The following is a 15,657-nucleotide window of genomic DNA, read 5'->3' as shown; positions in this document are numbered from 1 at the left end:
GCCCCAAATGCGCCCTAACCCACACCACACAACGGATTAATTAAGCGCGTTAAAATCGTATGATCTTGCCTCTGTCTTGGTTTCATATTGTGTTTTCACTGCATGTAAATGGTCAGCCCAGCGCGCCAAAGCTTCTCTTTTTATAGGTGTTGGGTCTTCTTGCAAGTACGTTTGCTGCAGGTCTGTTAATTTGTGATTTAATAGCAGTTCGGCCACCACTGAATCGATACCAATAATCAACCAGCGACCACGGCAAAACTTTCTCAAATCGTGGGCGCTCCACTTCTTATTGCTCACTTGGTTTACTAGTTTGCTTGCATCACTTTCAGAGATTGGCCCGCGCTTTTTGGCTGGAAAAATGTATTTACTGCGGTTGGTTTTTAGGCTTCTCTTATGCCAATCGATTAACGTTTTAAGCGCATGATCAGTAAGCGGTATGACATGCTCAGTCGTTTTGGTTATTTCTTCTGGTAAAGTGATCAAGTTATGGTTCGTATCTATGAACTCCCACTTTAACTGGCGGGTTTCACCTATGCGGGTACCATGCAACAACATAAACCAGCACATCATTTCGGCCATGGTATTAGGCTTTAATAATGACAAAGCAAGTTCTGGCTCGTTACCAATCGACAAGCGGGCTTTTTTTGGCTTGATTGCTGTTTGAATGAATGATTTAAACGTTGTGTTTTTTAATGGGTTGCGCTCTATTAACTCGGTTTTTTCTGCTTGATCAAAGGCGCGTTTTAGTAGTTGAAAATGATGGCGAATAGAGCTCAATGCATAATCATCATTTTGCATTGGCCAAATCAAGTGGTTTTCACATTCAACATTAGAGAACGTGGCTAATTCACACTGACCTAACTTTGGTATTAAGTGGGTTTCTATCGTCGACTTTATATTAATGCGGCGCTTTTCAGATATTGTTTTATCTGCTTCTTGACGACTCGAAAACCATGCTAATAATTCGCTAACGGTTTCAAACTGATTGGTAATAACGGGTAAATCTAATTGATGTTTCGCCATTAAATCTGGCACTAGCTCAAGCATTTTTTTACAGTTGAACAAAGGCCATACGCCAACTTTATGCCAATTGTCAGATTTAAAGTCGACTAAAAACCATGAGCCTGTTTTACGTGATGCATGCATTCTTAGCACAAGTGGATAGCGCGGATCACGAAACCGATTAAACCCAGCGCTAACTTGCTGTTTTATTAGGTTGTCTGTGAGGTTAGCGCGGTAATGGCTCATTATTTAATCACACCTTATTAAGAAAATTTGTGGATAACTAAAACGTGTATTGCTGTTCGATTTCTTTTAAAGCTTTCATATCTTCATGAACGCGGCGGCGGCGAACCTTCGCAGGATCAGCTTTTGTTAGGGTTTGTCTCGAAGGGCGTTTCCAACCTGAATACTGTGTATCGTTTTTGTGTAAAGGCTCTAAAAATCGTTCTTTCATTTCATATCTCCACTGGCAATTAAACACCCCGTTAACCACTCACGAGCCTCAGCTAAACGACGGTTATAAGTTCTTAAACTCATACCAAGCCTTAGCGCTCTATCAACTCGTTTCGCATCTACTGGTAAGTTCTTTATGAGCAAAGCGCCGTACTCATAGCGACACACAAGCACTGCGTTCATGTTTTTTTCTTTTAACCGCGAAAGCGATGATTCAATTGTTAGCTCAACGCAGTCGGTCACTAATGCCCTGCTGCCTGAACAGCCACGGGCAAAACTGCCCTGCTCCATAATAATTTGCATAATTGATGTGCTACGACGAACGGCGCCAGAATGCACCCAACGGGCCCACAACTCTAAATAAGCATCAAGCTCTCGTTCTTGTGTCTTACTGCGCACCGAACCAACCATAATCACTTACTCTTTTTCGCACTTACGCGGTTATTACGGTGTTTTATTCGGCATTCGCTAAGTAATTCATCAGGCGTTAAAACGTGGCCAGGTAAACACTTATTAACGACCTTATCTGTAAAATAAAAATCCCCCCGGGCACAGCTAACATCGTTATAAATTGGGCGCGATAAATTGCTCCCATACTGATGACAAATAATCGCTTTACGTGCTCTAAGCAGCTTTAATTCTTCTGAATTTTGCGGATTTACAATGAGTGTTACGCGGTGCTCGGTAAACATGCAGCCTGTATTAGCCGCATGATTAAGACGCACTTTTTCGCTATCAGTTGTACCCAAATTCACATAATCAAGCAGCCCTTTGTGCTGAGCATTTACATGCCCGTATACAGCTCTTAGCGCTTCTGGTGTACCTGCAAACAGAACAATAATCATGCGTTCACCTTTTTATTTTTCTTATTCGAAAACGCCTGTTGCCACTTTTCCAAATCAATCTTGTTTTCGCTCTTTAACAAGATAATTTGGCACTGTGTTGGGCGCGGGAATCGTTCGAGGGCGTAATAGCTATAAACGGTTCGGTGCAGCAACCCTAAATGTGCTGCAGCGGCCTTTGATGAACCGTCAAACGTTGTATTTACCCACTCTGCAAATGTCATAAAAACACCTTATGTGATTTTTATTAGACAATAACACGTATCGTGGTATTTAAAAATACTTATAGCATGTTTTTTGTGGGTTTGCAGCTAGCAATTAACACATTTTGTGTTACCATCTTAAAAATACACGGTTAACATGAGCAGCCTATGAAGACTCTTACAGTGAATGAACAAGGCCCAGCAACAATTACTGAGCGACTTAAAGAGCTGAGAACCAGCAAAAAACTGTTACAGCGCGAAGCTGCAAAGAAAGTTGGGTTAAGCCCGACTGCTTGGTCTAATTATGAAACGGGACTACGTACGCCCAGTGGCGAACTTCTAAAAGAAATTGCCAGAGCGTTTGATGTATCACTTGAATACGTGCTTGGCCTGAACGCAAACATTGATGGCAGTTCGCCTCACTATGCAGTGAGTGATACAAGCGAAGTGGCAATTAATCGCAAAACGTTAAAGTCTCTTAATATTTCAGAACATAACTTGCGTGAAGTAACAGTGACAGATGACGCTATGACAGATGCATTTAACAAAGGCGAAACCGTGTTCATTGATACAGGTGTTACGCGTGTATCAAAACAACCTGGCATCTATGCGATTCAAGATGATTCAGGGGTTGTTCTGCGAGGTATTCGCGGCGAGATAGGCGGCGGTTTCACCCTATTTACTCACAACAAAAAAGATTACAGCGACCAACCAATGACAGAAAGCCAATTACAAAACCTCGACATTATCGGGAAGTACATTGGTCACTGGCAATGGGCTGATAAAAAGCTGTAATGGCTTTTTTTCGCCAACACAAACCACGAAACGTGATCAAATAGAAAATATACACATAACGAAGGATTACCAAATGACTACACTCGCGCAAGCACAAAGAAACACTTTAAAGTCACTTAATCGCGAAGGTGGGCGCCTTCTTTCAATGAAAAACAACGCAGAGGCGATCATTCGCTTAAGTGAGGGGAGTGTTACACCCGAAATCGTTGAGCAAATTATTATGCATGCACTTGCTATACAGCACGATGCAGAAGATACACAGCTTGCGTTACAAAGCACCGCCATAGCGATTGGTGATTTAAACGTAGTAGCAATAACACAACAAGGATAGCCACCATGTTAAACGAGCATGAAAAAACGATATTAAACCAACTGGCCGAGGGCAAAACCAATTATGAAATTGGCAGTTCCCTTGGTTATAACCAAACCGAGTTAGGTGTGCAGCTGCGGTTCATGCAATCAAAGGTTGGGGCTAAAACCCTTGCTCATTTAATGCACCGTGCTTGGCAGTTAGGGTTATTGGGCACTCGCACATTATGCCTTTGTTTAGCTGTGTTAGGTGCAAGCCACATTAGCGACACAAAAGCCATGCGCCCCGTTCGTTTAGTTCGTACTCATGTTCGTGTAGCTCGACGCGTAGAGGTAGCATAATGGCGTCAATCAACAACCATGCTAGCAAAAGCACCAAACGGCATCGCGATACAACCCGCACACCTTTGTGGCTCTTTGCTGCATTTAACAGCCAATACAACTATGTACTTGATGCAGCAGCAACAAAGCAATCGGCTTTATGTGATCACTTTTACACAAAGCAGCGCAATGCATTAAAGATAGATTGGTCTGCAGACATTATCCCATTTGAAAAAACGCCCGCTGTTTGGATAAACCCACCCTATAGCAACATTCTGCCATGGATAGATAAAGTCGTAGAGCAGCAAAATAAAGGTGTATTAAGCACCTTACTCGTGCCGCGCGACAATCGTACCGAATGGTGGCCGCACGACAGAGCTAGCAAAATCATAGACATTGTTGGCTACTACGAAGAACAGGGCGTGTATAAAAGCGGGCCTAATAAGGGCGAGCCAAAATTAAAATGGCGCAGTGGTGGCATTCGCTTTGTCAATTCACGAACTGGGAAAGAAGAACCTGCAGAGCTCAACAAACCAATGTGCCTCATTGAATTTAACCCACACCTAATTGGCCAGCCTTGCCAATTTGCCACAATTCAAAAAAACGTACTTATGGCCATGGGCCACAACGCATTAAACGAGAAATAACATGACAAACGAGCAACCAAGTCACGATCAGATCACAGACATACTAACTCAAGTACACTCATCTGATTTATTAACTTCATTTATCCATGCTTACAACCAAGAGCAAGCAGAAAGTGAAGAACAGCAAACAATCCATGAGCTTTATAAACAAAACACGGCTGATGAAATCCAGATACTCAAGTCTCAACTTGAAGCAGAAAAGCGCCTTGTTGCCTCTCAGCAAGAAAGCCTAGCGCAGCAAACAGACGATTTAAAAAGAGCAGCTAAAGCGATTGAAGATGCGCAAACACTCGCTAAGACGACGACAGCACAGCTTAATCAAATAACAATGTTAAAGCAGCAACTAGAAGCCGCTCAGCAAGCTGTTCGAGAACTAAAGCAACTCAACCCAGAAAAGCTAAAAGAACAAATAAAGCGCACAAAAGAGGCCAACACAAAAGCCCAAGCGCGTAATAAAAAATTAGAGCGTGAAGCTAAAGAATATCGCAAAACGATTGCCCACCATGAGCAGCGTTATAACGAATGCATTAACAAAATACGTCAGCAAAAAGCAGAACTTGAACTAAACACAGGTGCGGGCCTCTATCACAAAGGCAAAGATTACTTAATATTTTGGCCACAAAAAACAAAGATTCAACGACCAGACGGCAGTATGTTTGAAGGCAGATCATTGTTATACCTACATGAAAGCGGGCGCGGTGGCCTAGTTACTTTTGACCCAGAAACAGGCCCGCAGCTTTGTGCAGCCCCCAAAGGCGGGTTAAGAATGGCCGATGAAACCATAGAATATGCAAAAGATTGGTTATTTACCGTTAACGAACTGCAAGATGGGGTGGTACACGATAAAGACTTGATCCCCGTTAATCACAACCATTAAGTCATAGGGAATTATCAATGCAAATTACATTTATCGAATTTAATAGAATCCGTAATGCGCGGGGTAAAGAAGCGGCGCGATTCGACATTATTGATGACGATGGCGAAAGTTATTGGTTGTGGATGAGCAAACAAGACATAAAACGCAACATTAAAGCATTTCCTGAGTGCGCCGAAGAATTAAGAAAAGGGCTTGCCGGTTATGGTTGAGCTAACTAAAACAAGATATCAAGATTAACCCCTCACTATACTAGCCCGCCCTGCGGGCACACCCTCACACTTTGCCAATTAACTAGTAATAACCATACACCTATATCAACTAAAGCCGCTGCTTAAAAATATTTAATAAATATTTATTGAGTATTTATTAAATACTACTTGCATATTTTAAAAGTATGTTTTACTTTAATTAGGCCAACAAGAGGAAACGAGCATGATTATAGTACTAGCACACCAAAAAGGCGGGGTTGGCAAAACCACCACTGCTTTAAATTTAGTCGAAATAATGAAACCGGACATCATAATTGACCAAGATGCACACGATGGTATTTCGTTCTTAAATGAATATAGAGAGCCAGGTAATAAACTAAATGTTATTCATGGCCTTGATAAAGCAAGCATGATCAAAACGCTAAGCCAAAGCGAACAAGGTAAAACGATTGTGGTTGACTGCGGCGGCTTCGATTCAGATGTAAACCGCGTGGCCATCGCCTTGGCCGATGTTGTTTTGGTACCAAGCAACGACGACATAAAAGAGGTTAAGGGGTTAAATCGCTTTAACGATATGCTCGTAGAAATAAGTAATGATTTAGGCGAAAAACAAGTTGGCCATGTGTTCTTAACGCGTACGCACCCTAGCCGTAAACACTTTGAAGACTTCGAAGGCTTTGTGAATGAAATGTCTCATTTAAAAATGCTTTCTACGCGCATACCAACAAGCAAATTTCATAACATCGCCCACTTTGAAGGTGTGGGCGTAACCGCACACCGAAAAACCAAATACAGCGATGCTGCAAGAGATATCAAAGCATTAGCAAAAGAAGTAGCGCTTTTATTAGAGAGTAAGAAAAATGACCAATAAATTTAAAAAAATCACTGAATCAAACGTTGGCAAAGGTGCAGCGCTGAGTGAGAACAAACAGCCTAGTGAAAAAGCCACCAAATCAAAAGTATTGAACAAATTACCAGTAAGCTTAGAAGAACGTTTTAATAAGCTAAAAGAAGCTGGCAAATATCACGGTAACTTTAGCGCTTTTATTTATGACTCGATAGCTGAAAAGTTAGAGAAAGAAGAATAAAGGCAAGATAAAGCCGGTGAACTTCGACCCCCACCGGCTTAACACGCAACACCCAAAGAGGAACTTTAAATGTCACATAGTACACAATATACAGCAATTGAAAAAATGCGTCTAATTGATTTACATACACTGTCACCAGAATTACTGGCTAATTGGCTTGCAACTAAGCCGCTTTGGTTTCGAGAATCGATTGGCCGTTATTTAATTGAGTAACGCTGTCGCCTAGCAATATGGCGATCCGCTGGGCCACACAAAGCAAATGCGGATCGTCCTCTGTTGCTCTAGCCAGAACCACCGCCAATGAGTGCGCTTCATTTATATTTTCGATTGTTTTTGCGCTTGAATTGTCCATAACTTATCCCTGAATAACGACTTAATCACCGCTGAAAAAGTACCATAAATTTCAGCGAATGCAATAAAAACTTACAAAATGTAAGTTTTGTGATTTTAAGGGAATGAAATTACAAAAAAAGTCGGTTACTATATCGGCAATAATAACAAGGTACCCGCATGTTTAAAAAGCAAGATAAACAACTAACTGCACAACAACAGCACGTTAAAGACGTGTTTCGCCGTGTTTGTTTAGCTTACCAATTAAATAACAATGCTGAATTAGAGAGGCACTTAGGTTTGAGTACTTCTTTTTGCACAGCAAGAATAAATCGGGCGTCGTTACCTTATGAAGTTATTGACCAAACATGCCGTGAAACAGGCATAAGCTTTGATCAACTTTTATATGGTACCCCAGTGAAGCAAATAGACGGAAACGATCTGCTCGTAATTAAAAACGGCCTAATTAAAAGCTTACTTGAATTGAAAGGTGGCGGTTTTATTAATAAAGCCGACACACCTGATGACATAGAGAACCTAGCAAAGATTCAAGCGGCCAGCATAGAACATGAATTAAATTTACACTGGACTAAAAACAAAAAAGACAGCGCTTAGCTGTCTTTTTTGTCTTGGTTAAACTGAGCGTAAATAACGCGGCTACCATTCTTTTCTTCATATTGCCGCAATAGCTCACCTAAGCTCAATTCAGGTTCAGGCTCTTTTGAGCTTAAATCTATATCTGCTAACTCAAAATCATAACGACGCATCGTTGTTGTTTTGCCAATAATTAATTCAAGATCAGTTTTAATTTTTTCAGCTTTGGCATGTAACTCAAAAGCGCGCGTTGGGTTAGTTTCATTTTTGAAATCAATAGACAAACGAGCATACTGCTCAGATAAGTTACGTACTTGTTTATCAAAGTAACGGTTTTTCATTGTAAAAACCGTGCTAAGAATAAGCAGGAACGCTGCAGCTGCAATAGCAATGATAAAAATTGTTGTCATTCTCGCCCCCTTGGCAAACTCAAGCCAATTATACACCCGAATCGTGTACGAAGAACATTAGGAAAAAGCATGGCTATTGCCAACAATGAACTTGCGCATAACACAATGAAACTATAGATATAATGCAAAAATATATATGTTTCTTGCACATCAAGTACAACCACCTTAAACCACAGTAAAAAATGCGCGGTGGCCACCAATCCCGTTAATTTGATGACAGCAAAAAACAACGGGCCAAACTTAAAACTTAACTGTTTATGCAACCAGTAAACGACATACATGCTGAGTATATTAACTGCAAATAATGCAAGGTAAACATTTTGCGCCGAATGCCAATTACCTGTCTCGGCAATATACACTAATACACGTTCCATCAATAACGATGTAAGCAAGTACTTTACACACACCACCGCTATCGATAAAAAGTCAGTAAATAGCTCTCTATTGAAGTGGGCTCTATATATAGAGGACACTAGCGCAATAAAGTACGCCAGGGCGATCAAGCTTTGCCAAGAAAACACTTCATGTGTAGACCTAACAACAAGAAATTCATTATATAATTCAGCGAGGTAATCGAACATGCTCACTCCTTTGATAGAGTGGCTAGAATATCTCTTTGGGCACAAAAAAACCAGCTATAAAGCTGGCTTTCACTGACGAATCAATTTTAGTTTTCTTTTTTCTTGGGTGGCATGATCACAATGCCGCCAGAACCTTGTAAGGTTTCTTTTTTAGGTGGCATGATCACGATACCGCCAGAACCTTGAAGTTTGCGCGTATCAATATTTGCCACTGGTAATGCGCCAGTTGAAAGAGTGCTTAGTAAAAGTGCTGATAATGTCATGTATATATTTCCTTAATAGTAGTTAACCCCCTTCTTTAGCAATTTACTTGCCATCTTTAATTTGACACTGAACACACTTTAGGGTTTACCCTAGAGTTTATTAAATTCGCTTTGATATCAGCCCACTATGTAAACTCTAGCGACACTAAAACAACCCTAAAGTTGAAAGGCACGGATTGGCAAAGAATTACGCATACATACGCATTAGCGATGGCCATAAACAGGACTCGAAAGGCCAACGCGATAAAATCACCCGTTACGCTGAGCAACACGGGCTATTTATATACAAATGGTATGAATACACACTGAGCGGTTCACAAACCGACAAAGCCCAGCGCGGCCTTGTTGATTTAATCGAGCGTCTTGCGCCAGGTGATCGCGTATTAGTTAATGACATTGAACGACTAGGCCGAGATTCAATCAGCGATATAATGGAAGTGACAACCCGGATTATAAATTCCGGGGCAGAGCTGCATTTTTGCTTAACTGGTGACACCCTCACACCCAGCCATAAAAACGACATTGGCCAATTCTTTATACAAATAGGGCAAGCTTTTGCCGCTCAAGACTTCAGCAAACAACGCAGCCGAAAAGCAAAAGCAGCCGCTAAGCGCCGCCAAGAACAGGGTTTACCTGCAGGACGGGCTAAAGGTGCGATTATTAAAAGCAAACTTGATACAACCGAAAACCAAATACTTTTTTGGTTAAGCCAAGATGTGTTTAAAAGTGAAATTGCGCGGCGCTTAGGTGTAAGCAGCACCGCCTTAATAAAATGGCTCGATCGCCGTGATGAACTAATATGCCAAGCCCGCGAACGGGGCCTGTACGAAAATGGATTAAGTATTAGTGAAATAAAAGCCCGACTTAAACGTAAAAACCCCAACAACTAACCCTGCCTATTTAATGAATATTTGCATTTCAATCTATATCGGTCTATATTTGGACTACAAGCTTAAATTAAGACTTGTGGAGAGTAAAACTTGGAGATAGGACTTATGATGCAAATCGCGACAATCAGCGAAATGAAGGCTAAAGCGGCAAGCTTGCCTGACGAACTCGGCTTTTCTCCGTTGTTTGTTACTCAAAACGGCAAAGAATCGTTAGTAGTACAAACACACGCAGCATTCGAGCGTCAGCAAGAAAAAATAGCCTTTATGGAGCTATTAATTAATTCACGAAAAGACATTGAAGAAGGCAAAACCGCGCCTATCGATGACTTTTTAAGTTCAATTTAAAATAGGCAGACTATGAACAATGTAAATATTGAAATTACTGAATACGCACAAGACCTCGTTAAAGACGCTATTGAATGGCGCACCAGCTCTCACGGCATAGACGAGGCAAGAGACACCATTAAAGCTACTATTGGCGATTGGAAAAATCAGCTCCTTGTTTTGCCAGAATCAGGCAAACAATGTGAGTATTACGACTCACCGATTTTCAGAGAAATGATCAAAGGTGATTATCGCTTTATATATGAAATACGCCGTGATGGTGATACTTTCAATATTTACTTATTAATATTCTGTCATGTACGCATGAACTATAAAACGGTTATCGATGATCATCGATTGCGAACACGATTTTAAAGATAAGGCCAGCTATAAAGCTGGCCTTTTTGTTGGTTTAAGCGCGGCTCAAAGCGTAACCTTTCAGCGTTCTGCGGTTGCGCCCATGAGCACTAATAGTTAGCGGGCTACGAATGTCTATTAGCTGTGTCGGTGCCGTACTACTGAGTTTCTATAGCTAAGCGCCGCACTTAATTTATTACGATTCCGCTTCACTTAGTCGATAAGCAGTTCCTGCATTCCATTCTGCTATATCGCTTTCGTTAGTGTATGGGTTTAAATCGTCTTTACCTTCATAGCCGCGACAAAAAGCCGGGCAACTAAGTGGATGACTCAACTTGTAAATGCTTAGTGATTTTGGGTAATTCATCTTATCCATAAGCGCACCAACCTTTGTTAGTGCTGACTGATAGGTTTTGTAAGATTTTTCACCCAAAAATAAAAAGTTATCTGGGTTCGCATAATCAGGGATGGCAACTAACTTTTCGCCATTCGCTGCAGATAAAAGAGTTATAAGCTCCAAAGGATAGGTGGCATTTTTATGTACCCATAGCCTCATCATTGATACAAACTCATCATCATTCACATCTATATTATTACTCATATTTGTTCCCGTTATTTGTAATTGGTGCAGCTTTCTCTAGCAACTCCTTGGCTCGTAGTTTTGATATTCGCTCACTGCCATGCCAAAACAACCTTTTTTTGTGCTTTGTGGTTTTAATGTTCTTACCATCTGAAACCCAAATAGTCACCGTTCTCAGAAAATCATTATTATTTAATATATTCATCAGCTCATTAAATGCAGATTCACCTGTAAAAATTAGCTCTACATGTATGGAGTCATAATAAACAGACCATCTAGGTTTAACAGAAAAGCAGGTGCTATCATTAAAAGCTTTAATATTTTCATTTTCTCGGGCTTTTAAAATTATTTCATCTGTTAACGGCATAGCAAATCCTATTTTGGGGAGCTTAATTAACTAAGTGAATTGCCTGACTTTAAATCATCATCAATTGGTTTAAAGCTATCATCCCAATCACAGTATTCAGTTTCAATAAATTCACTAGGTGATCGAGTTACTTTTAATTGCACTTGTATTTCTTCTTTTCCATCGAGTAAAACGCCTAATGAAACCTCATTATTTGCATACTCACCAGCAAACATATCTTTCAACAGCCCTTCCACATTATCAACCGCTTTGGCGGCAATTTCTCTTGCAGCACTCATATCAATGACCTTTCATAATTAATTAAATTGGTTACGCTTGAGGGCCTATACAGCACTCATTTGAACATCAAATCTGGTTACGCCATGCTTATTTAACAGCGCGGCAAGCTGATCAAGTCGCCAAGTGCGCAGTTCGTCAACACGGCCATGACGAACTGTAAACGCTGTTTGCGTATCAGCAATGATGGCGATAACATGAAACTTATTGCGTTCGCCGCTTTGATTGGCAATCACTTTATTGATTGCTCGCGTTTTCAGTAAGCGTAAAAACTCACCTTCTTTTACTCTGTTAAATTCAACTGCCATTACATTTCGTCATTTTGTAGTGTTTGTTTTGCCATTTTGTTGGTAAACACCGAGTAAATCAAATATAAGATACTCATTAGGTGGATCGTGGCGCCCAATCACATGCCACTGCCCTTCTTTATATATTTGATACGTTGTGTCGAACTCGCCGCGATGTATCGATGGTAAAGCAAAAACATGGTATCGCTCTCTTACGCATGCCAGGTACTCTAAAAAGTCACCGCTATTGGTTAACGCGGTCATGCTACTTCGCTATTAATATAAACAGGCTCTTGATTCGCCTTTATAAGCGCCTTGGCCACTAATGGGCTTACTGCATTACCAACCCGTTTAACCTGCTCAGATTTACTGATAGGTTTACCATTTTCATCGTGCGATATTTTATAATCCTCGTTAAAGCCCATTGCTAAGAAAAGCTCTTTAGGCGTAAAAACCCGTAACTTGATATCAAAAATTTTATAAAGCTGCCTGTGTACTGTCACTAATGCATAGCGGTCTTTTGTTGTAAATGTACCAACGGGTTCGGTTACTGGCCGTGCGGTGGCCGTACCAAAGTATTTAACCAAGAACGCATTAACCACATAAAAATGATTACCACCACTTGTTATTGTGTGCATTGGTTCATTCATCGTATGGCCAACGCAGCCATTCCTTAATTTAAGAACAAATGATGCTGCTAATTTACTATGATCAGCTTTTGTAAATGGAATTGGAGCAATAAAGGGGTTGGGATGATTAAACACAAATTTATCTAAACCTATCTCTATTCTCTTTAGTGTTTTTTGGGCCAATGGGCGCTTACGAGTGAATATACTTTCTCCCTCTAAGCTCCAATCAATACATTCAGATATCGGCCTCTGGTTTTCAATCGGCAGCTCTTTAGGAAAGCGAACCGGCTTACCATCTAACCGACCAAACATAAAAAACCGTGGGCGAGTGGTAGCAGCACCGACACTTGATGCCGTTATTTCTTTTTGTTTTAAGTCATAGCCAAGCCCTTTAAATAGCTTTAGCTTTAAAGCGATATTGTATTGTATGTCGGCGTATTGAACGGCCTCTTTCCATGCTGGGTGATTAGGCTTCAAGCCTGTAGTAAGCGCAGCAATAAAACCATTGAACGTTTCGCCTTTTCTTTCTGGATCAGGGTATGAGTTACCATGTTCGTCTGTAATTAACGGGCCCCATGTTTTAAATTCTTTGACGTTTTCAAAGCCAAACGAACGTACCTGTACGAGCAAAGCACATTTAACAACAACCCATGCCAAAGCCCTTATATTTTTTTCAACCGGCTTGCCACCTGACGCAATAGTAAAATGTGTGCAATCAGGGCTAAACCAAGCAAAGCCAATCTTTTTACCTGCGCACATCGCCACAGGATCAACATTCCAAACAGATTCGCGCGCATGCTTTGTATATGGGTGATTCATTTTATGCATAGCAATGGCTGCAGGATCATGATTTATTGCATAGTCAATATGTTTACCCGTGGCCCACTCGTAGCCCAAACTTGCGCCACCGCCACCACAAAAGAAATCAACAGAAATTTCATCATCCAAAATCACAATACACACCCCGAAGTAAATTAAACAAATAACACAAAACGTGTTACCGAGTTATATTTATAGCATGCTCTTTGTGACTTTGCAGCAATAAATTTAAGTGAGTGGTGGTTTGTTTTTTTGAGGTAAAAATATTTGTTAAATATCTATAAGATACTTAATAAATATCTATTAAATACTTTATGATTATTTAGATGATGCATACGTGATGCTGATTGGCTACCATCAAAGATTAGCCACAACTTAAGGACAGGATCACATGGCAGAAAAAAAGCGCACTTCACTTTTTACATATTTAGTTTTAGCTGGGGTTATTGGGGCTGTTTACTTAAGTACGCAACAAACGCAAGAACCGGTGCAACTTGCACCGGCTAAAGTGAGTCAATTTCAGACCATTATGCAACAGCTAAGCATGACGTTTGATCAAAGCACGTTAGATAACGGCCAACTGCAAGTTAAATTTACGCTAAACAATAACAGCGCAAACACTATCGCTAACATCGAATTTAGATGTACTGAATTTGATAGCGCTAACAAACGACTTACCCGTTACGTACAAACTGAGCCTAGCGCGTTACTACCAAACAGCACTGGTGAATACACTCACATTATGGGCCTGTCTCACCCAAGCGCACATGCAACGCAATGTGTAGTAATGAACTTTACTTATTAGTAAAAAATATTACCTTTTAAAGCAAATACTTTAAAAATACTTAAAAAGTATTCATCAAGTATTTAAAACTCACTCACTACCCCAGCGCGGCACAATAAGCCGCGCCAGGCGCTATAACTTATTTTTCGATGCTCAGGTTTGTCTGTTGCGGTTTCCCACTTACGAACAACGGTAGAACCTTTGTGATTCCACGACACACCGACTATTTTTGCAACGTCTGTTTGTGACCAACCCATTATAGAACGCAAAGCGCGTATATCTGCAGGGGTTGGCTGTTCAAACTCGCCTGATTCCATCGAGTTAGCAAAATTTCGGTTTTTAAAACCCTCAAGTGTTGTGGGTGCTGAACTAACGTTATACGGTTTATGTAATTCACTCATATTGTAGTCGGGGCCACTTGGCCCCGCTCCTTTTGTTAAATTAAACCACGCTGTGCAAAGCTGGTGTGACCCTCGGTACCTACCACAATGTGATCAAGTACTTTTACATCAATTAAGCGAAGCGCCGCGCTTAACTTAGTTGTAATGTGTTTGTCAGCTTCGCTTGGCTCAGCAATACCGCTTGGGTGGTTGTGTGTAAAGATAACTGCAGCGGCATTGTGTGCTAAAACTAGCTTCACCACTTCGCGTGGGTAAACGCTTGCAGCATTGATTGTGCCTGAAAATAACTCAACAAATTCAATTAAACGGTTTTGCGAATCAAGTAATGCAACTGCAAACACTTCGTGTGCGTATGTCACTAACTTAGTTTCACATAGCTTAGCTGCTGTGAAAGGGTCAGTTAAAGCTGCAGTTGTTTTTGCTTTTGCTTCAATGATTGCCGCAGCTTCAAAAATAACTGTTTGCTGTTCTTTATTGAAAAGTTGGTAAAACATGGATTATCTCCTGATTATGGTCATGGACTCATTCCCGACCTTCGAGATAATAATACCGCCCCTTTGGGGTGGTGTAAAGCGTTATTTTAAGTATTTTATAAATATTTATTAAATATCTACAAAGTATTTATTTGTGGTAATTCGGTGGGTTGTCTAAATAAGCGAATAGAGCTTGTTACCACCCCCTCTACACAGTATTGATCATGCTCAGTTAACTTAATTGGTGGGTTATGTGGATTTGCTGAGCAAAGCTGATTGTTGATCATGTCTGCAATTTTACATACAAACAGGCCATTGTATGTGGCCACAATAACATCGTTATGTTTCACTGTTGCTTTGCGGTCAATCAGTAATAAATCGCCGTCAAATATGCCAACCCCTTCCATGCTTCTACCAGAAGCACGCCCCATAAAACTAGAAACAGGATCGAGTAGTAAATCATTTAGTGATTTATTTAACTGTTTTACAGCTGGCCCAACCGCTGCATTGCTATCTGTCATAATGTTATGCCCATTATTCACAAGG

General features: G+C 40.7%; 31 protein-coding genes. 14 read left to right on the top strand and 17 right to left on the bottom strand.

The annotated features are described in order from the left end of the window. Positions 1-36: 36 nt before the first annotated feature. From PASHI_RS03855 to PASHI_RS03840, 5 genes are read right to left on the bottom strand one after another with little or no spacing between them, the layout of a single operon-like run. A complete protein-coding gene (locus PASHI_RS03855) occupies positions 37-1,248 on the bottom strand; it encodes a tyrosine-type recombinase/integrase (RefSeq protein ID WP_062564653.1) in 1,212 nt (403 codons plus the stop codon). A 37-nt stretch (positions 1,249-1,285) separates the two neighbouring features. Beyond that, positions 1,286-1,456, bottom strand: a complete 171-nt coding sequence (locus tag PASHI_RS21955; protein ID WP_156426452.1) for a hypothetical protein — start codon at positions 1,454-1,456, stop codon at positions 1,286-1,288. Then, positions 1,453-1,866: a hypothetical protein gene (locus tag PASHI_RS03850; RefSeq protein WP_062564652.1), complete on the bottom strand. Its 414-nt coding sequence runs from the start codon at positions 1,864-1,866 to the stop codon at positions 1,453-1,455. The genes PASHI_RS21955 and PASHI_RS03850 overlap by 4 nt, the downstream gene beginning before the upstream one ends. Positions 1,867-1,868: 2 nt before the next feature. After that, positions 1,869-2,300: a hypothetical protein gene (locus PASHI_RS03845; RefSeq protein ID WP_062564651.1), complete on the bottom strand. Its 432-nt coding sequence runs from the start codon at positions 2,298-2,300 to the stop codon at positions 1,869-1,871. After that, entirely contained in the window at positions 2,297-2,521 is a 225-nt protein-coding gene (locus tag PASHI_RS03840) for a hypothetical protein (RefSeq protein ID WP_062564650.1), read from the bottom strand. Before PASHI_RS03840 ends, PASHI_RS03845 begins: the two co-directional genes overlap by 4 nt. Positions 2,522-2,668: 147 nt before the next feature. Here PASHI_RS03840 and PASHI_RS03835 point away from each other — a divergent pair, with 147 nt between their 5' ends. The 10 genes from PASHI_RS03835 (at position 2,669) to PASHI_RS03795 (ending at position 7,691) form a co-directional block, all read left to right on the top strand. After that, complete coding sequence (locus PASHI_RS03835; RefSeq protein ID WP_062564649.1) at positions 2,669-3,295, top strand: XRE family transcriptional regulator; 627 nt, start codon at positions 2,669-2,671, stop codon at positions 3,293-3,295. 73 nt (positions 3,296-3,368) lie between these two features. After that, the gene (locus PASHI_RS03830; RefSeq protein ID WP_062564648.1) at positions 3,369-3,626 is read left to right on the top strand and encodes a hypothetical protein; all 258 of its coding nucleotides are present in this window, start codon (positions 3,369-3,371) and stop codon (positions 3,624-3,626) included. 5 nt (positions 3,627-3,631) lie between these two features. Continuing rightward, positions 3,632-3,946, top strand: coding sequence for a helix-turn-helix domain-containing protein (locus tag PASHI_RS03825; protein WP_062564647.1), 315 nt, complete (start codon positions 3,632-3,634; stop codon positions 3,944-3,946). Then, positions 3,946-4,572 carry a DNA N-6-adenine-methyltransferase gene (locus tag PASHI_RS03820; RefSeq protein ID WP_062564646.1) on the top strand — a complete coding sequence of 209 codons (627 nt, stop codon included), beginning with the start codon at positions 3,946-3,948 and terminating at the stop codon, positions 4,570-4,572. Before PASHI_RS03825 ends, PASHI_RS03820 begins: the two co-directional genes overlap by 1 nt. 1 nt (position 4,573) lies before the next feature. Continuing rightward, complete coding sequence (locus PASHI_RS03815) at positions 4,574-5,449, top strand: hypothetical protein (protein WP_062564645.1); 876 nt, start codon at positions 4,574-4,576, stop codon at positions 5,447-5,449. 17 nt (positions 5,450-5,466) lie between these two features. Then, a complete protein-coding gene (locus PASHI_RS03810) occupies positions 5,467-5,658 on the top strand; it encodes a hypothetical protein (RefSeq protein ID WP_062564644.1) in 192 nt (63 codons plus the stop codon). Positions 5,659-5,881: 223 nt separating this feature from the next. Further along, entirely contained in the window at positions 5,882-6,529 is a 648-nt protein-coding gene (locus tag PASHI_RS03805; protein ID WP_062564643.1) for a ParA family protein, read from the top strand. Next, positions 6,519-6,746 carry a hypothetical protein gene (locus PASHI_RS03800; RefSeq protein ID WP_062564642.1) on the top strand — a complete coding sequence of 76 codons (228 nt, stop codon included), beginning with the start codon at positions 6,519-6,521 and terminating at the stop codon, positions 6,744-6,746. Before PASHI_RS03805 ends, PASHI_RS03800 begins: the two co-directional genes overlap by 11 nt. A 69-nt stretch (positions 6,747-6,815) precedes the next feature. Further along, a complete protein-coding gene (locus PASHI_RS22045) occupies positions 6,816-6,959 on the top strand; it encodes a hypothetical protein (RefSeq protein ID WP_167542014.1) in 144 nt (47 codons plus the stop codon). 297 nt (positions 6,960-7,256) lie between these two features. Further along, positions 7,257-7,691 carry a helix-turn-helix domain-containing protein gene (locus PASHI_RS03795; RefSeq protein ID WP_058584047.1) on the top strand — a complete coding sequence of 145 codons (435 nt, stop codon included), beginning with the start codon at positions 7,257-7,259 and terminating at the stop codon, positions 7,689-7,691. On the opposite strand, the gene PASHI_RS03790 is transcribed toward PASHI_RS03795, so the two are convergent. From PASHI_RS03790 to PASHI_RS21950, 3 genes are all read right to left on the bottom strand, one after another. Next, a complete protein-coding gene (locus PASHI_RS03790) occupies positions 7,688-8,080 on the bottom strand; it encodes a hypothetical protein (RefSeq protein ID WP_062564641.1) in 393 nt (130 codons plus the stop codon). The two genes, PASHI_RS03795 and PASHI_RS03790, sit on opposite strands and share 4 nt — an antisense overlap. After that, the gene (locus tag PASHI_RS03785) at positions 8,077-8,661 is read right to left on the bottom strand and encodes a hypothetical protein (protein ID WP_062564640.1); all 585 of its coding nucleotides are present in this window, start codon (positions 8,659-8,661) and stop codon (positions 8,077-8,079) included. Before PASHI_RS03785 ends, PASHI_RS03790 begins: the two co-directional genes overlap by 4 nt. An 86-nt stretch (positions 8,662-8,747) precedes the next feature. Continuing rightward, positions 8,748-8,924 (bottom strand): hypothetical protein, encoded by a 177-nt coding sequence (locus PASHI_RS21950; protein WP_156426451.1) that lies wholly within the window; start codon positions 8,922-8,924, stop codon positions 8,748-8,750. Positions 8,925-9,100: 176 nt separating this feature from the next. Between PASHI_RS21950 and PASHI_RS03780 the strand changes: the two genes are divergently transcribed. From PASHI_RS03780 to PASHI_RS03770, 3 genes are all read left to right on the top strand, one after another. Continuing rightward, entirely contained in the window at positions 9,101-9,814 is a 714-nt protein-coding gene (locus tag PASHI_RS03780; protein WP_062564639.1) for a recombinase family protein, read from the top strand. Between the two features lie 105 nt (positions 9,815-9,919). After that, positions 9,920-10,159: a type II toxin-antitoxin system Phd/YefM family antitoxin gene (locus tag PASHI_RS03775; RefSeq protein ID WP_082710860.1), complete on the top strand. Its 240-nt coding sequence runs from the start codon at positions 9,920-9,922 to the stop codon at positions 10,157-10,159. 12 nt (positions 10,160-10,171) lie between these two features. Beyond that, positions 10,172-10,513, top strand: coding sequence for a type II toxin-antitoxin system RelE/ParE family toxin (locus PASHI_RS03770; RefSeq protein WP_062564638.1), 342 nt, complete (start codon positions 10,172-10,174; stop codon positions 10,511-10,513). Positions 10,514-10,691: 178 nt separating this feature from the next. Here PASHI_RS03770 and PASHI_RS03765 read toward each other — a convergent pair whose 3' ends face one another. From PASHI_RS03765 to PASHI_RS03740, 6 genes are read right to left on the bottom strand one after another with little or no spacing between them, the layout of a single operon-like run. Next, complete coding sequence (locus tag PASHI_RS03765; RefSeq protein ID WP_062564637.1) at positions 10,692-11,096, bottom strand: hypothetical protein; 405 nt, start codon at positions 11,094-11,096, stop codon at positions 10,692-10,694. Continuing rightward, the gene (locus PASHI_RS03760) at positions 11,089-11,442 is read right to left on the bottom strand and encodes a hypothetical protein (RefSeq protein WP_062564636.1); all 354 of its coding nucleotides are present in this window, start codon (positions 11,440-11,442) and stop codon (positions 11,089-11,091) included. The genes PASHI_RS03765 and PASHI_RS03760 overlap by 8 nt, the downstream gene beginning before the upstream one ends. Positions 11,443-11,468: 26 nt before the next feature. After that, positions 11,469-11,720, bottom strand: coding sequence for a hypothetical protein (locus PASHI_RS03755; RefSeq protein ID WP_062564635.1), 252 nt, complete (start codon positions 11,718-11,720; stop codon positions 11,469-11,471). A 45-nt stretch (positions 11,721-11,765) separates the two neighbouring features. Continuing rightward, positions 11,766-12,026 carry a hypothetical protein gene (locus PASHI_RS03750; RefSeq protein ID WP_062564634.1) on the bottom strand — a complete coding sequence of 87 codons (261 nt, stop codon included), beginning with the start codon at positions 12,024-12,026 and terminating at the stop codon, positions 11,766-11,768. 9 nt (positions 12,027-12,035) lie between these two features. Continuing rightward, positions 12,036-12,269 (bottom strand): hypothetical protein, encoded by a 234-nt coding sequence (locus PASHI_RS03745; protein ID WP_062564633.1) that lies wholly within the window; start codon positions 12,267-12,269, stop codon positions 12,036-12,038. Further along, positions 12,266-13,588, bottom strand: coding sequence for a DNA cytosine methyltransferase (locus tag PASHI_RS03740; RefSeq protein WP_062564632.1), 1,323 nt, complete (start codon positions 13,586-13,588; stop codon positions 12,266-12,268). Before PASHI_RS03740 ends, PASHI_RS03745 begins: the two co-directional genes overlap by 4 nt. A gap of 256 nt (positions 13,589-13,844) precedes the next feature. On the opposite strand from PASHI_RS03740, the gene PASHI_RS03735 reads away from it, so the two are divergent. Beyond that, positions 13,845-14,258 (top strand): hypothetical protein, encoded by a 414-nt coding sequence (locus tag PASHI_RS03735; RefSeq protein WP_062564631.1) that lies wholly within the window; start codon positions 13,845-13,847, stop codon positions 14,256-14,258. A 62-nt stretch (positions 14,259-14,320) separates the two neighbouring features. Here the strand turns inward: PASHI_RS03735 and PASHI_RS03730 are convergent, their stop codons facing one another. The 3 genes from PASHI_RS03730 to PASHI_RS03720 all read right to left on the bottom strand — a co-directional run bounded on the left by PASHI_RS03730 (position 14,321) and on the right by PASHI_RS03720 (position 15,632). Further along, positions 14,321-14,638: a helix-turn-helix domain-containing protein gene (locus PASHI_RS03730; RefSeq protein WP_062564630.1), complete on the bottom strand. Its 318-nt coding sequence runs from the start codon at positions 14,636-14,638 to the stop codon at positions 14,321-14,323. Positions 14,639-14,673: 35 nt separating this feature from the next. After that, positions 14,674-15,132, bottom strand: coding sequence for a RadC family protein (gene radC / locus PASHI_RS03725; protein ID WP_062564629.1), 459 nt, complete (start codon positions 15,130-15,132; stop codon positions 14,674-14,676). A gap of 116 nt (positions 15,133-15,248) precedes the next feature. Beyond that, the gene (locus PASHI_RS03720) at positions 15,249-15,632 is read right to left on the bottom strand and encodes a LexA family protein (RefSeq protein ID WP_062564628.1); all 384 of its coding nucleotides are present in this window, start codon (positions 15,630-15,632) and stop codon (positions 15,249-15,251) included. Between the last annotated feature and the right edge of the window lie 25 nt (positions 15,633-15,657).

It is taken from the genome of Pseudoalteromonas shioyasakiensis (assembly GCF_001550135.1).
Taxonomy (GTDB): domain Bacteria; phylum Pseudomonadota; class Gammaproteobacteria; order Enterobacterales; family Alteromonadaceae; genus Pseudoalteromonas; species Pseudoalteromonas shioyasakiensis.
This window is presented reverse-complemented; position numbering and strand designations above follow the sequence as displayed.

What these genes read in the sequence shown, in the direction of transcription:
- PASHI_RS03790 (WP_062564641.1), bottom strand. Translation starts at nt 8,080, where the DNA reads ATGACAACAATTTTTATCATTGCTATTGCAGCTGCAGCGTTCCTGCTT.
- PASHI_RS03735 (WP_062564631.1), top strand. Translation starts at nt 13,845, where the DNA reads ATGGCAGAAAAAAAGCGCACTTCACTTTTTACATATTTAGTTTTAGCT.
- PASHI_RS03815 (WP_062564645.1), top strand. Translation starts at nt 4,574, where the DNA reads ATGACAAACGAGCAACCAAGTCACGATCAGATCACAGACATACTAACT.
- PASHI_RS03765 (WP_062564637.1), bottom strand. Translation starts at nt 11,096, where the DNA reads ATGAGTAATAATATAGATGTGAATGATGATGAGTTTGTATCAATGATG.
- PASHI_RS03805 (WP_062564643.1), top strand. Translation starts at nt 5,882, where the DNA reads ATGATTATAGTACTAGCACACCAAAAAGGCGGGGTTGGCAAAACCACC.
- PASHI_RS03840 (WP_062564650.1), bottom strand. Translation starts at nt 2,521, where the DNA reads ATGACATTTGCAGAGTGGGTAAATACAACGTTTGACGGTTCATCAAAG.
- PASHI_RS03800 (WP_062564642.1), top strand. Translation starts at nt 6,519, where the DNA reads ATGACCAATAAATTTAAAAAAATCACTGAATCAAACGTTGGCAAAGGT.
- PASHI_RS03760 (WP_062564636.1), bottom strand. Translation starts at nt 11,442, where the DNA reads ATGCCGTTAACAGATGAAATAATTTTAAAAGCCCGAGAAAATGAAAAT.
- PASHI_RS03830 (WP_062564648.1), top strand. Translation starts at nt 3,369, where the DNA reads ATGACTACACTCGCGCAAGCACAAAGAAACACTTTAAAGTCACTTAAT.
- radC (WP_062564629.1), bottom strand. Translation starts at nt 15,132, where the DNA reads ATGTTTTACCAACTTTTCAATAAAGAACAGCAAACAGTTATTTTTGAA.
- PASHI_RS03770 (WP_062564638.1), top strand. Translation starts at nt 10,172, where the DNA reads ATGAACAATGTAAATATTGAAATTACTGAATACGCACAAGACCTCGTT.
- PASHI_RS22045 (WP_167542014.1), top strand. Translation starts at nt 6,816, where the DNA reads ATGTCACATAGTACACAATATACAGCAATTGAAAAAATGCGTCTAATT.
- PASHI_RS03855 (WP_062564653.1), bottom strand. Translation starts at nt 1,248, where the DNA reads ATGAGCCATTACCGCGCTAACCTCACAGACAACCTAATAAAACAGCAA.
- PASHI_RS03720 (WP_062564628.1), bottom strand. Translation starts at nt 15,632, where the DNA reads ATGACAGATAGCAATGCAGCGGTTGGGCCAGCTGTAAAACAGTTAAAT.
- PASHI_RS03845 (WP_062564651.1), bottom strand. Translation starts at nt 2,300, where the DNA reads ATGATTATTGTTCTGTTTGCAGGTACACCAGAAGCGCTAAGAGCTGTA.
- PASHI_RS03850 (WP_062564652.1), bottom strand. Translation starts at nt 1,866, where the DNA reads ATGGTTGGTTCGGTGCGCAGTAAGACACAAGAACGAGAGCTTGATGCT.
- PASHI_RS03785 (WP_062564640.1), bottom strand. Translation starts at nt 8,661, where the DNA reads ATGTTCGATTACCTCGCTGAATTATATAATGAATTTCTTGTTGTTAGG.
- PASHI_RS21950 (WP_156426451.1), bottom strand. Translation starts at nt 8,924, where the DNA reads ATGACATTATCAGCACTTTTACTAAGCACTCTTTCAACTGGCGCATTA.
- PASHI_RS03810 (WP_062564644.1), top strand. Translation starts at nt 5,467, where the DNA reads ATGCAAATTACATTTATCGAATTTAATAGAATCCGTAATGCGCGGGGT.
- PASHI_RS03825 (WP_062564647.1), top strand. Translation starts at nt 3,632, where the DNA reads ATGTTAAACGAGCATGAAAAAACGATATTAAACCAACTGGCCGAGGGC.
- PASHI_RS03835 (WP_062564649.1), top strand. Translation starts at nt 2,669, where the DNA reads ATGAAGACTCTTACAGTGAATGAACAAGGCCCAGCAACAATTACTGAG.
- PASHI_RS03745 (WP_062564633.1), bottom strand. Translation starts at nt 12,269, where the DNA reads ATGACCGCGTTAACCAATAGCGGTGACTTTTTAGAGTACCTGGCATGC.
- PASHI_RS03775 (WP_082710860.1), top strand. Translation starts at nt 9,920, where the DNA reads ATGATGCAAATCGCGACAATCAGCGAAATGAAGGCTAAAGCGGCAAGC.
- PASHI_RS03730 (WP_062564630.1), bottom strand. Translation starts at nt 14,638, where the DNA reads ATGAGTGAATTACATAAACCGTATAACGTTAGTTCAGCACCCACAACA.
- PASHI_RS21955 (WP_156426452.1), bottom strand. Translation starts at nt 1,456, where the DNA reads ATGAAAGAACGATTTTTAGAGCCTTTACACAAAAACGATACACAGTAT.
- PASHI_RS03820 (WP_062564646.1), top strand. Translation starts at nt 3,946, where the DNA reads ATGGCGTCAATCAACAACCATGCTAGCAAAAGCACCAAACGGCATCGC.
- PASHI_RS03755 (WP_062564635.1), bottom strand. Translation starts at nt 11,720, where the DNA reads ATGAGTGCTGCAAGAGAAATTGCCGCCAAAGCGGTTGATAATGTGGAA.
- PASHI_RS03795 (WP_058584047.1), top strand. Translation starts at nt 7,257, where the DNA reads ATGTTTAAAAAGCAAGATAAACAACTAACTGCACAACAACAGCACGTT.
- PASHI_RS03750 (WP_062564634.1), bottom strand. Translation starts at nt 12,026, where the DNA reads ATGGCAGTTGAATTTAACAGAGTAAAAGAAGGTGAGTTTTTACGCTTA.